11 protein-coding genes are annotated in these 12,821 nt (G+C 65.3%); 3 read left to right on the top strand and 8 right to left on the bottom strand.

Going from position 1 to position 12,821, the window contains the following annotated elements; genetic code table 11:
- Positions 1-147: 147 nt before the first annotated feature.
- The 3 genes from Q3C01_RS27585 to Q3C01_RS27575 all read right to left on the bottom strand — a co-directional run bounded on the left by Q3C01_RS27585 (position 148) and on the right by Q3C01_RS27575 (position 2,990).
- Complete coding sequence (locus tag Q3C01_RS27585; RefSeq protein WP_458148444.1) at positions 148-1,359, bottom strand: ABC transporter substrate-binding protein; 1,212 nt, start codon at positions 1,357-1,359, stop codon at positions 148-150.
- A gap of 77 nt (positions 1,360-1,436) precedes the next feature.
- A complete protein-coding gene (locus Q3C01_RS27580) occupies positions 1,437-1,760 on the bottom strand; it encodes a 2Fe-2S iron-sulfur cluster-binding protein (protein WP_458148443.1) in 324 nt (107 codons plus the stop codon).
- A 9-nt stretch (positions 1,761-1,769) separates the two neighbouring features.
- The gene (locus tag Q3C01_RS27575; RefSeq protein ID WP_458148442.1) at positions 1,770-2,990 is read right to left on the bottom strand and encodes a cytochrome P450; all 1,221 of its coding nucleotides are present in this window, start codon (positions 2,988-2,990) and stop codon (positions 1,770-1,772) included.
- An 80-nt stretch (positions 2,991-3,070) separates the two neighbouring features.
- On the opposite strand from Q3C01_RS27575, the gene Q3C01_RS27570 reads away from it, so the two are divergent.
- Positions 3,071-3,565 (top strand): MarR family winged helix-turn-helix transcriptional regulator, encoded by a 495-nt coding sequence (locus Q3C01_RS27570; protein WP_458148506.1) that lies wholly within the window; start codon positions 3,071-3,073, stop codon positions 3,563-3,565.
- A 340-nt stretch (positions 3,566-3,905) separates the two neighbouring features.
- On the opposite strand, the gene Q3C01_RS27565 is transcribed toward Q3C01_RS27570, so the two are convergent.
- Complete coding sequence (locus tag Q3C01_RS27565; protein WP_458148441.1) at positions 3,906-5,588, bottom strand: tannase/feruloyl esterase family alpha/beta hydrolase; 1,683 nt, start codon at positions 5,586-5,588, stop codon at positions 3,906-3,908.
- 164 nt (positions 5,589-5,752) lie between these two features.
- Positions 5,753-7,606, bottom strand: coding sequence for a feruloyl-CoA synthase (locus tag Q3C01_RS27560; protein ID WP_458148505.1), 1,854 nt, complete (start codon positions 7,604-7,606; stop codon positions 5,753-5,755).
- Positions 7,607-7,742: 136 nt separating this feature from the next.
- On the opposite strand from Q3C01_RS27560, the gene Q3C01_RS27555 reads away from it, so the two are divergent.
- Together Q3C01_RS27555 and atzF are read left to right on the top strand one after the other, a co-directional pair.
- Positions 7,743-8,252 carry a MarR family winged helix-turn-helix transcriptional regulator gene (locus Q3C01_RS27555; protein WP_458148440.1) on the top strand — a complete coding sequence of 170 codons (510 nt, stop codon included), beginning with the start codon at positions 7,743-7,745 and terminating at the stop codon, positions 8,250-8,252.
- Between the two features lie 195 nt (positions 8,253-8,447).
- The gene (gene atzF, locus Q3C01_RS27550) at positions 8,448-10,256 is read left to right on the top strand and encodes an allophanate hydrolase (RefSeq protein ID WP_458148439.1); all 1,809 of its coding nucleotides are present in this window, start codon (positions 8,448-8,450) and stop codon (positions 10,254-10,256) included.
- Positions 10,257-10,354: 98 nt separating this feature from the next.
- On the opposite strand, the gene Q3C01_RS27545 is transcribed toward atzF, so the two are convergent.
- The 3 genes from Q3C01_RS27545 to Q3C01_RS27535 form a co-directional block, all read right to left on the bottom strand.
- Positions 10,355-11,077: a GntR family transcriptional regulator gene (locus Q3C01_RS27545; protein WP_458148438.1), complete on the bottom strand. Its 723-nt coding sequence runs from the start codon at positions 11,075-11,077 to the stop codon at positions 10,355-10,357.
- Between the two features lie 4 nt (positions 11,078-11,081).
- Positions 11,082-11,474, bottom strand: a complete 393-nt coding sequence (gene hpxZ, locus Q3C01_RS27540; protein ID WP_458148437.1) for an oxalurate catabolism protein HpxZ — start codon at positions 11,472-11,474, stop codon at positions 11,082-11,084.
- A gap of 1 nt (position 11,475) precedes the next feature.
- Positions 11,476-12,821: AtzE family amidohydrolase (locus Q3C01_RS27535; protein WP_458148436.1), on the bottom strand; the 1,346-nt coding region annotated here is incomplete at its 5' end.

The following is a 12,821-nucleotide window of genomic DNA, read 5'->3' as shown; positions in this document are numbered from 1 at the left end:
GGTGGCGCGAAGCGCCGGATGAGGGGTTGTTTCGGCACACTCAACTGTATGAGTTCTGCGCGCGGATAGAACCCCTCACCCGGCTTTGCTTCGCAAAGCCACCCGCTCCCGCAAAGGGGGAGGGTGCGGCAGCGCTTGGGGCCACACTTACTTCACCAACACACACCCACCCTCCGCCAATGGCCGAAATGCCTGGTCCGCCGGGATCGTCGAGACCAGCCTGTAATAGTCGTACGGATATTTCGACTCGTCCGGCTTCTTCACCTCGAACAGATACATCGGGTGCACCACGCGGCCATCCTGGCGGATCGTGGTGTCGCCGAACAGTTTGTCCTTGCCGCTGAACTTCTTCATCTCGGAGACGACGTCCTTCGCATTATCGCTGCCGGTGGCGGCGACCGCATTCAGATAGGCGAGCGTCGAGGCATAGACGCCAGCCTGGTTGCCGCTCGGCATCTTCCCGTTCATGCCGGGGCGCGCGGCAAAGCGTTTCGCAAAGGCGCGGGTATCGTCGTTCATGTCCCAATAGAAGGCTTCCATGAGTTGGAGACCTTGCGCGACCTTCAGGCCCATGCCGTGGACATCATTGATGAAGAGCAGGAAGGCGACGAGCTTCTGCCCGCTTTGCTGGATACCGAACTCGGCCGCCTGCTTCACAGCGTTGATGGTGTCGCCGCCCGCATTGGCAAGGCCGATCACCTGCGCCTTCGAGCTCTGTGCCTGCAACAGGAACGAAGCGAAATCCGAGGTGCCCAGCGGATGCTTGGCCGAGCCGAGCACCTTGCCGCCATGCGCCTCGATGTATTTCTGCGCTTCCGCCTCGATGCCCTTGCCGAGCGCGTAATCGACCGTGAGAAAGTACCAGTCCTTGCCGCCGCCCGAGAGCATCGCGGCCGCCGTGGTGTTGCCGGTGGCCCAGGTGTCGTTGACCCATTGAATGGTGTTGGGCGAGCAGGCCTTGCCGGTGAGGTCGGCGCTTGCGGTCGAGGACGCCAGGAACGTCATGCGGCTGTCGCGCAGCAGCGTGTTGATGGAGAGGCCGACCGCCGAGTTCGGCACGTCGACGATCGCATCGACGCCTTCGACGTCGAGCCATTTGCGCGCGATCGCCGCGCCGACATCGGCCTTGTTCTGGTGGTCGGCATAGACGATCTCGACCTTGATGTTCTTTGCCGCGCCGTTGAAGTCTTCGGCCGCCATGCGCGCGGCCTCGACGGAGCCCATGCCGTTGGTGTCCTGGAAAATGCCGGAGACGTCGTTGAGCACGCCAATGCGCACGACGTTGTCGGATATTTCGGCGCTGGCTGTTCCGGCAATCAGGCTTGCCGCAAGTGCAAGCGTCCACTTCAAGTGATTCATCGTTCCCTCTCCCGTTGGCTTTTCGCTTCGCGCCACCGGTCGTTGCCGATGGCGATCAGAACGTCAGACATACCGCTTCAGACCTGCCGCTCCGGCAAGCGCAGCACGAGCCCGTCGAGCTCGGGCGTGATCTTGATCTGGCAGGACAGCCGGCTGTTAGCCGTGCGCTTGGCGGCGGCGCCGTCGAGCAGCGCGTCCTCGTCATCAGCCATCGCCGGCAGGCGCGCGAGCCAGCCATCGTCGACATAGACATGGCACGTCGCGCACATCGCGTTGCCACCGCACTCGGCCAAAATGCCGTCGAGGCCGTGGCGGGTCGCGGCCTGCATGGCGCTCTCGCCGTCGCTGACGTCGATATGATCGGTGTTGCCGCCGGAATGGATGAAGGTGATCGCTGGCATCAGGGATCCTCAGGCCGGAGTGATGGTGACCGGCAGGCTGTCGAGCCCGCGCAGCGTGTTGTTGAAACGGCGTTTCGGCTCACCAGCGATTTCGATCTTCGCGATACGCCGCGCCAGCGCCGACAGCATCACCTCGCTCTCGAGCCGCGCGACGAGCTGGCCGACGCACATGTGGATGCCCGAGCCGAAGCCGACATGGCCGGAGGTACGCCGTGTGATGTCATAGGTATCGGGCATGTCCCAGCGCCGCGGATCGCGATTGGCCGCACCAAGGAACATCAGGACCTTTTCGCCCTCCCCAATGGTGGCGCCGCCAAGCTCGACTACGCGCGTCGTGGTGCGGAAGAAGGTCTGCACCGGGCTCTCGAACCGCACGGCCTCCTCGAAGGCGTTGCGCGCCAGCGTCGGATCATCGCGCAGCCGCTGCCACTGATCGGGAAAACGCGCCAGGCAATAGACCGCGGCCCCGATGCCGTTGACGGTGGTGTCGAGCCCCGCCGAAAGCAGCGAGCGCACCAGAAGCGGCGCCTCCGTCGCGGTGATCTCGCCCTCGTCGACGCGGGCGTGGATGCAGGCTCCGAAACCGCCAGGCGCGAGGTTCTCGCGCTGGCATTGCTCGGCGATATAGGCTTGGTGCGGCGCCGAGCGCTCGATCGCCTCCTGGCGCAGCTGGTTCGGCGGACCGAAGGCGTTGAACACCAGGCTGGCATAGGGGATGAGATGCTCGCGGCCCTCCGGCCTCAAGCCCAGCGCATCTGGGAAGATCGCGAGCGGATAGGCTTCTGCAAGATCGGCGATGGCATCAAAGCTGCGCTTCTCGAGCAGCGCATCGACCCTCCGTTCTGCGGCTGCGGCGAAGCGGTCGCGCACCTGCTTCATCACCGTCGGCGACAACACCCGCGAAAGCACGGCGCGGGTGCGCGTATGGGCGGGCGGATCGGCTTCGAGGATCAGGCTCGGCGGCCGCCACGGCTTCTCCTTCTCGAAGTCGCTGAGACCGACGCCGCGACTTGAGCAGAAGGTCATGGGATCGTTCAACACCGCATGGACCTCGGCATACCGCGCGACGCCATAGACGTTCCACTTGTCGAGATAGACCACGGGGCCGGCATCTCGCAGCACGTCGTGGGTGGGGAACGGATCGGCGAAGAACGCGATCGCGAAGGGATCGACATCGAGATGCGGGACGGCGGGCGGGCCGCCGATCGACGCGGAGCTGGCTGCACTCATTCACATCCTCCCAATTTTGCGCTTGTCGAGCGCGCGCGCATGTCCTTATTTCTGTGGCGCATGAAGTGAGCCCCGATAAGATGACCGCGCCCTCGACCAGAAGCCGCCAGACGTCCACGGAAGCAGGGCCGACGCTCGACCTCGAGCGTTACGTCCCGGCGTTCATCACTTTCATCGCCAACAAGCTTTCGAACAGCGCGACCGCATTCTATCAGCGCGAGTTCGGCGTCAACGTCACGGAGTGGCGGATCATGTCGCTGCTCGCGATCGAGCCGGGCATCCCGGCCTCGCGCATCTGCCAGGTCATCGGCTTCGACAAGGGGCCGGTGAGCCGGACATTGGCGAGCCTGGACAAGCGCGGGCTTGTGACGATCCGCAGCGATCCCAATGACGGACGAACGCACTCGATCTCGCTGACCGCTAAGGGCCGCGCCACCCATGACAAGGTCATCGTCGCCGCTTTTGCGCGCGAGCGGCGGTTGCTGTCGTGCCTGTCCAAGGACGAGCAAGAGGTCCTGATCGATCTGTTGCGCCGGCTGCACGAAAATCTCGGCGCGGTCACCGGCGACGCGTAAGGGCGCGCGCCGGGCGGGTGCCCTGTCGCGCTCACCTGGCATGCACCGGCGATTGCCGGCGGCACCATTCCTGCCGAACATGAATCCTCCCGCTCGGGCGCAGCGATTTCCCCGCCGTCATCCGTGCATGCGAAGGACTCGCATAAATTAGTTGCCTAGGCAACAAAAATCTCAAACTACGCGATGCGGCAGGATTGTTGGCCTTTCCTGGAACGGCGTGAAGCCGCGTCACGATTGCCGTCATTCCGGGATGGCGCGCGAGCGCCAGACCCGGAATCTCGAGATTCCGGGTTCGATGCTTTCGCATCGCCCCGGAATGACTGCGGGCGTGAGACGAGAGCTACGGCGCCTTGCAGACGAAGCTCGCGGCATCCTCGATGTCACCCGTGCCGGAGTAGGCCGCATACGTCGGATACGGACAGAGCGGCCGGGTGCGGTTCGCGCTCCACGTCGTCGGAACTTCCTTGTTGGCCGGATTGATGGAGGCAACGATCCGCTCCGGCGCCTTGCCTTGCTCGACCCAGTCGGTCAGCGCGGTCAGGGCATCGAACTTGTCGAGCGTCACGCCGCCGCCGCAATGCGTGCCGCCTGGCATGGTGAAGAGACGAGCGAAATTGTTGGCGTTGCCCTGCGCGTTCCTGTTCAGCCGATCGTACCAGCGGATCGTGTCGTTGACGGAGAACACCGGATCGGCCTGGCCATGATAGATCAGCATCTTGCGCCCGGCCTTTTGCAGGCCGGCGAGCTTGGGATCATCGACGTCGGGCGGCGTCATGAAATCCATCGCCGACTCCGTGAAGGTGCCGTCCTTGGCAAAGATCTTTGGCGCGTCCTTGTCGAAGTCATACGCCTTCAGCGCGTCGATGAGCTTGTCGCTGGCTCCTTCCACCGCGACGGGCGGCGTCGAGAAGATGTAGTTCAGGGATGCGGCGCCCATCGTCGCGATGATCGGAAAATTATTCCAGGGCGCGACAGGGCTCTCGACCTTCCAAGCACGCCAATTGCCGGTGCCGATGCCGCCATCGAGGGGCCAGTCCGAATACAGCGCTTCGCCCTTCGAATTTTTCGGACCGGCAAGGCTGGTCCTGAGCGCATCGACCTTGGCTTCCGGCAGGCAAGCACTGGTCTGGCCCGGCGCGCAAGCGAGCGTCTTGAGGTCGAATGCCTTCTGGCAGGCGGCGAGATTGGAGGTGAGGCCATCCTTGGCGCCGTCAAGCGCATCGCAAGCCTCGGTGATACGCGAGGCGACGAGTTGCGCATCCTCCTTGGTGATCGACTTGCGAAGATCCGGATCGGCCCTCAGGAAGGCCTGCACGTCCCAGGCGTGCTGGACGGCGGCGCGCGGTAGATCGAAGCCGGGATTGCCGACGAGGAAGCCGTCGTAATTTTCCGGCATGCGCGATGCTGCCACCATCGCATGACGTCCGCCGTTCGAGCAGCCTGCCATGTAGGAACGATCCGGCTGGCGGCCGTAATGCAGCGCAATGATCTTCTTCGCAACCGGCGAGAGCGTCATGTCCGCGGCGTAGCCGTAGTCGCGCCGCGCCTGCGGATCGAGCCCGAAGGCCGCGCCTGCGGCGAGCCCGAGAGGCTTGTTCGCGGGATCGGAACCGGAATGACCACTATCGGATGACAGCACCGCAAAGCCGCGGGCGAGCGGCACTGTGCCGCCCGATGCCCAGCCGTCGGGCTTGTCGCCGAGCGCCGGCACCACGACGCCGTCATTGCCGCCGTTGACCTGGTGCAGGAAACGGCCGTTCCATTCGGCCGGCAGCCGCATCTCGAACTGGATGGCGTAGGATTTTCCATCCGCACCGGTGCGCTGGTTGGCAAGGCCAGTCACTATGCAATGCTTGGGCAGACCGTTGCCGGCCTCCTGAAGCTTGGAGCTAACGATCTCGACGCCCGGGACGGACAACGATGCCGTAGTAACGGGCGAGCAGCCCTCGACTTCGGCGCGGGCGAGCGCGGTGGATCCAAGAAGGGCAGCCAGCGCGACTGCCGATATCAAGCCAGACCTCACGGCGGCCTCCCTATTTAATTATATTTTATAATTATTACACATATTCTCCATTTTGACAAGTCGCAGGTGTCCCGGACGCGGCGCGGCATATCCGGGCGATGCGGAGCATCGTCCCGTATGACGCGACGCAGCCGGGGCACGAGATCATTCGGTATGGCTTCAGTTCAGCCGGCGCAGCCGATCCATTCGACCGACGCATCGTCGTTCAGCCGCGCCACTGCCTCCGCCCGGCGCGTCAGCACGGCGCGCTGGTTGATGTAGCCCTTGTCGGTGATCTCGCCGCCATCCACTGACGGCGGCTCGACCAGCAACAGCGCGCGGGTGGCGTGGCCGGAGGAATTCGCGCTTTGCGCTTTCAGCTTTGCGAGCCCCTGTGTCATCGCGCTCCTCACCTTGTCGTGGCCGAGCACCTCACTCACGGGGGCGGTGTCTGGCAGCCCTGCATGTGCGCGGCAGGCCGGAATGTTGGGGAACACGAGGAAGCGCACCTCATCGCCGCCGTGGCCGGTCACGACGAGGTCCTGAGCCAGCGGCGCGAGCGCTGCGATGCCGGCGACGCGCAGCGTGCCGACGCTGACCCAGGTGCCGGAGTTGAGCTTGAAGTCTTCGGCCACACGGCCGTCGAAGAACAGGCCGCGCTCGGGGCGCGCGCCGTCGGCGAATTTCACGGCATCGCCGATGAGATAAAAACCCTCCTCGTCGAAGGCCTGCCTCGTCAGCTCCGGCGCCTTCCAGTAGCCGGGCGTCACGTTCGGCCCTCGCACACGAACCTCCAGCTTCTCACCGGAGGTGACGAGCTTCAGCTCGGTGCCCGGGATCGGCACGCCGATATTACCGGAGCGCTCGGCAAGGAAGTGGCAATCGGTCGCGAGCGGCGAGGTTTCCGTCGAGCCCCAGGCCGACACCATCGGCAGCGCGCGACCAACGGTTTTGATCGAGAGCTCCTCGAGCGCATCCCAAAGATTCTGCGGCAGCGCCGCGCCGGCATAGAAGGCGAATTTGACCTCGCCGAAGAAACGACGCCGCAATTCCTCGTCGCTCCGCAGCGCAGCGATCAGCATGTCGAAACCACGGGGCACGTTGAAGTAGACCGTCGGCATCACGCTCTTCAGGTTCGCCAGCGACGTCGCAAAGAGCCCGGGCGCCGGCTTGCCGCCGTCGATATAGAGCGAGCCGCCATTGCGCAGCACGAGATTGAAATTGTGGTTGGCGCCGAAGGTGTGGCTCCAGGGCAGCCAGTCCAGAATCACGAGATCGCCGTTTTGAGCGAGGAAGGTCCAGGTCTGCGCCTTGGCCTGCTGGCTCGAGGTCAGCATGCGCTGGGTGTTGATCACGGCCTTCGGCGTACCGGTCGACCCCGAGGTGAACAGGAATTTTGCGATCGTGTCCGGCGTTACTGCGGCGAAAGCCTTGGCGACGTCGGAAGATTCTGGCGTCGCAGCGAGCGCGTGGAAAGACAGCGCCTCGGCGTCATCGGCACTGCCGCTCACGATCTCCGCCTGATGCAGCGGCCGGATCGCGGCGAGCGCGGCGGTAAACGGCTTTCTGTCGCTGACATAGATCGCGCCGGGCTGAAGCAGGCTGATCATGCTCTTCAGCTTGTCGAAGTCCCTGGACATCAGCGAATAGGCCGGCGAGATCGCGGCCGAGGGCACGCCGACATGCTGGGCAGCCAGCGCGAGCAGCGCATGATCGACGCTATTGTCGGACAGGATGACGAGCGGACGCTCCGCGCTCAGGCCTTCCGCGAGGATCCACGAGGCCAGCGAACGCACCTGCTGCAAGGCTTGAGCGTAGGTGACGGTGGTCCACGGCGCATCAAGCTTACTGCGCTCCGCCAAGAAGATCCGGTCCGGCGTCTGCCGCGCCCATTGCTCCAGCCAGTCGCCGATGCAGCGCGCAGCCTCACGCAAGGGCTCGGGCGAGCTCAACACGATGCTGCCGTCGGCGCGATGCTCGGCGACCGTCTTGGGCGTTGCGAACAGGCTGGAAGCCTCACCGCGTGCGGCGTCCATGATCATGGGTCGTCCTCCCGGCAGCGACCTCGTCCGGGCCGCGTTGCCGATAATGTTGGGCAGAGCAATTGTTGTCGTCAACAACAATCTTGCCGAAGCCGGGCGAGGCGCTAGACTTGCGAGACGCCGGAGAAAAAACGTGACAGCCAGTGCAGGTCGAAATGAACCGCCAGTCCGCGCGCCGCGCAAGCGGGCCGGCAACGGCGCGGCGCGTCCTGATGACGCGGACGAGATCGGTCTCGATGCGCTGGTCGGCCACGCCGGCTATGCGGTGCGGCGCTTCCAGATCTGGATTTTCCAGGACTTCGTCCGCACGCTCGCCGCCGTCGACATCCGGCCGACGCAATATTCGGTGATGACCGTGATCAGCGCCAATCCGGGCCTCTCCCAGATGGCGGTCGCAAAGCGCCTCGGCATCGAGCGGGCGCGGCTGGTGCATCTCCTCGACAGCCTCGAACAGCGCAAGTTCGTCAAGCGGATCAAATCGAAGACGGACCGCCGCTCCCACGCGCTGCATCTCACTGCACAGGGCGAGCTGTCGCTCCTCAAGTTCAAGCAGCTCGCCGCCGAGCACGAGCGCCATGTCGAGGAGAAGATCGGCAAGACGAACCGGGAGCGGCTGTTGCAGATCCTCGCCGGCTTTACCTGAGCCCCTCCTGCTCAAAAGTTGAGCAGATGCACGCATCCAGGCCTTACCCCCGCACCAGTGCCGGCCGGTGACTATTCTCGTAACCGCCTGATCTTTCGATAATATCAGGAGCAGACGGCCTGCCCGGATTCTGTACACAATGGCACATCGCTTGCTTCATTCTGCCAGAAGTTCGTTGCCGGAGTTTTTGTTGCCATGGGGGCTGACCAGCCAGAGACGATAGCCGCAATCGTGGCCGCGCATCGCGCGGGAACGATGACGCCGGCACAGACGATCGCGCGAACCTATCAGCGCATCCGCGACCATGGCGATGATGCCGTCTTTATCAGCCTGCGCGACGAGAAGGACGCGATCGCGGAGGCCGAGAAGCTTGCCGCGCGGAAGGATGCCATGAGCCTGCCGCTTTACGGCGTGCCGGTCGCGGTGAAGGACAATATCGACGCGCTGGGCTTTCCGACGACGGCGGCCTGCCCGGCCTTCTCCTACACGCCGACACACGACTCCACCGCTGTCGAGCGCCTGCGCGCCGCCGGCGCCATCATCATCGGCAAGACCAATCTCGATCAGTTCGCAACCGGCCTCGTCGGCGTACGCTCGCCCTACGGCATTCCCAAAAATCCGATTCGCGAGGATCTCATTCCCGGCGGATCGAGCTCGGGCTCGGCGACCGCCGTCGGCGCGGGTCTCGTACCGCTCTCGCTCGGTACCGACACTGCGGGAAGCGGGCGCGTGCCGGCGATGCTCAACAATATCGTCGGGCTGAAGCCGAGCCTCGGCATGATCTCGAAGGCAGGGCTCGTGCCTGCGTGCCGCACGCTCGATTGCATCTCGGTATTCGCCTTGACGGTGGACGACGCCGCGCTCGCGCTTTCCGTGATGGCCGGACCGGACCAGGCCGATCCGTTCTCGCGCGACCGGCCGCTTGGCGCGATGACACCGTTTCCGGCCAACGTTCGTCTGGGCGTGCCGCGCAACGGGCAGCTGATCTTCTTCGGCGACAAGAAGTCGGAGGCCGCCTACGGCGAGGCCTTGAAGCGCTGGACGGCGCTCGGCGCGACACTCGTCGAGTTCGACCTCGAGCCGTTCTACGAGACCGCGCGGTTGCTCTATGAGGGACCCTGGGTCGCCGAGCGCTATCTCGTGATCCGCAATCTCCTCGCCTCCGCGCCGGATGCGATCCATCCGGTGACGCGCGAGATCACCGCCGCCGGCGCCCGGCTCACCGCGGCCGAGACCTTCTCCGCGCTCTATCGGCTGCAAGGGCTGCGCAAGATCGCCGAGCGCGCCTTCGCGCATCTGGACGCGATGGTGCTGCCGACGGCCCCGACGGTCTATTCGACCGCGCAGGTGCTCGCCAATCCGGTCGAGCTCAACAGCCGGCTCGGCACCTACACCAATTTCGTGAACCTGCTCGATCTGTGCGGCCTGGCACTGCCCGCGTCGATACGCGCAGACAGTGCGCCCTTCGGCATCACGCTGCTCGCGCCCGCCGGCCGCGATGGATTCCTTGCGAGCATCGGCCGCGTATTCCATGCCGACACGAAGCTCAGTGTCGGCGCGAAGGGCATTGCGCAGCCACCGCTCGCTCCGCTGCCGGCCAGCAGCACCGACGAGATTCCGATTGCCGTCGTTGGCGCGCATCTATCCGGCATGGCGCTGAACGGCGAGTTGAGGGCGCTGAACGCACGTCTGATCGAAGCAACGAAGACGGCGCCCGACTACCGGCTCTACGCGCTCGACACGAGCCCGCCAAAGCCCGGAATGCTGCGCGTCGAGGCCGGCATGGGATCTGCGATCGAGCTGGAGATCTGGTCCTTGTCGGCGTCGGCCTTCGGCAAGTTCGTCAACGCGATTCCGCCGCCACTGTCGATCGGCAGCATCAAGCTCGCCGACGGCCGCAGCGTGAAAGGCTTCATCGTCGAGCCGGAAGCGCTGGCCGCAGCGCGCGACATCACTGCGTTCGGCGGCTGGCGCGCGTATATGGCGGAAGCTGCGACGGCGTAGCTCGCGTAGGGTGGGTTAGCGCAGCGTAACCCACCTCTTGTGTTTCTGCGGGTGCGAACAGTGGTGGGTTACGCCTTCGGCTAACCCACACTACAACGTTACACCGACACCGCGTAGACCTCGTATTCGCCGCGCACCAGTTCGATATGCGCGCGCATGGCGGCGGCAGCGCCCTGCTTGTCGCCGCGCATGATGGCGACGACGACGCGGTCGTGCTCGGCCTGCGACTTGGCGAGCCGGCCGAGATTGCGGAACTGGGCGCGGCGGAACGGCTGCACGCGCACACGTGTCGCAAGCGTGATCTCGGCAATATAGCCGTTCTGCGAGCCGGCATAGATCGCATTGTGGAATCGCTCGTTGACCTCGTGGAACCGCTCCGGATTGCCGGTGTAGCTCAAGACCCGCAGCTCCTCGTGAATGGCTTCCAGGCCGTGGCGCTCGGCCGCCGACATCCGCTCTGCGGCAAGGCCGGCGCACAAGGCTTCCAGCTCCGCCATCGCCTCGAACATGCCAGTCAGCCGCTCGATCGACGGTTGCGCCACCACCGCGCCGCGATGGGCGCGCGCCTCGACGAGGCCGCTGGCCACGAGTTGACGCAGCGCTTCGCGCACCGGCGTGCGCGAAACGTTGAAGCGCCGTGCGATATCGGTCTCATCCAGTGGCGCACCGGGCGGCAACGTGCCGCGAACGATCTCGTCCGCGAGCTGAAGCCGCAGCTCCTCGGCGCGCGTGACCTTCTGCACCGAAGGCAGCGGCCGGTCGACGCGCGGCACCACCGTCTCAGCAGGCAGGGCTCCGGGCGGAAGGTCGTCAAGCGTCATGCGATCAGGTCTCTTTCGGCTCGTCGATGATGCTGACATGGGCGGCGACGACGCGCCAGCCCTCGGGGAAGCGGACCCAGGTTTGCATCTGCCGGCCGACCCTGCCCGGCATGGTGTCGCGATAGAACAGCGTGGAGGCGACCGCGGTGTCGCGGCCGTAGCTGGTGATCACGGTTTTCGCGGTGCGGCGGTTCAGACCGACCGGCGAGCGCGCGGCACGAAAGCCGGAGATGGCCTCATAGCCGTAAAGGTTCTCGCCGATGCCGTAGCGCAGCGTGCGCGGGTCGTTGCGGAAGAGCTCGCCGAGCACGGCGACGTCGTTGGCAACCAGCGCTTTTTCGTAGCGCTCGAACGCGGCGGTGACTTCCGCGATCACGTCGGGCAGATCGATCTCCATCTCAAATCCCTCTCGGCGACGGCGCCGACACCACGCCCATCCGTTCCAACGCGTGCGCGACGCGCAACGCGATGTCCTCGCGCCAGGGCGCGGCAATGATCTGCACGCCGATCGGCATCGGCTCGAGCGGCACTGGCACCGCGACCACGGGCAAGCCGACGAAGGAGATCGGCTGGGTGTGGATGCCGATATTGGCGCGCACCGGCAATTCGATGCCGTCGAGCTTGAATGTCACCTGGCCGATCTCTGGCGCGGTGCAGGGCGTTGCCGGCGCGAGCAGCACGTCGACCGACTCGAATATCTCGGCGAGTTGCGCGCGATACCAGCGGCGGAATTTTTGCGCGCGGTCGACCAGCGCCGCCGGCACCATGGCGCCTGCGATCAGCCGGTCGCGCACCGCCGGATCAAAATCGTTCGGCCGCTTGCGCAAGCGATCGAGATGCAGCGAAGCGCCTTCGGTCGTGGTGATGACATAGGCAGCCGCACGGGCGCGCGCAGCCTCGGGAATGTCGACCACTTGCGTCGCGCCGAGGGCCCTGGCCACGCGGCCAACAGCTTCGACGGCTTCGGGGAAGACGTTCTTCTGGAAATAACCGCCGGCGATCGCGATCCGCAGACCGGAAATGGACTCGTTGAGCAGCGGCGTTGCCGGCTCGACCGGCCGCGTGGTGCAGGCGGCATCATCGGCATCCGGACCCTGCATCACGTCATAAGCGAGCGCGAGGTCGGTGATCGAGCGCGCGAACGGACCGAGATGATCGAGGCTCGCAACGAACGGGAAGGAGCGCGCGCGCGAAAGCCGGCCATAGGTCGGCTTCAGGCCAAAGATGCCGCAGAAGGAGGACGGCACGCGGATCGAGCCGTTGGTATCCGAGCCGAGCGCGATCGGCACCAGCGCGCCGCCGACGGCGCTGCCGGAGCCGCCAGAGGAACCGCCGCTCATCCGTGTCGTGTCGTGCGGATTGCGCGAGGGGCCATCATGGACGTTCTCGCCGGTGAAGTCGTAGGCATATTCACCCATGTTGAGCGCGCCGACCAGCACGGCGCCGGCCGCTTCCATCCGCTCGATCAGCGTGGCATCGCGCGCGGCGGGCGCGCGGTCGCGATTGATCTTCGAACCGGCGCGCGTCGGCAGGCCGGCAACGTCGAACAGGTTCTTCACCGCGAACGGGACACCTGCGAGCGGACCGACCTTTTTGCCGGCCGCGATGTCGGCATCGATCGCGCGCGCTTTGGCGCGGGCGCGCTCGGTAGTGACGTCGGTGAAGGAGTTGAGAAGCGTGTCGTGCTGCTTGATGCGGGCGAGCGCGGCTTCGGTCGCATCTAGCGCGGACAGTTTGCCGCCTG

The organism is Bradyrhizobium sp. UFLA05-109 (assembly GCF_054185165.1).
This window is presented reverse-complemented; position numbering and strand designations above follow the sequence as displayed.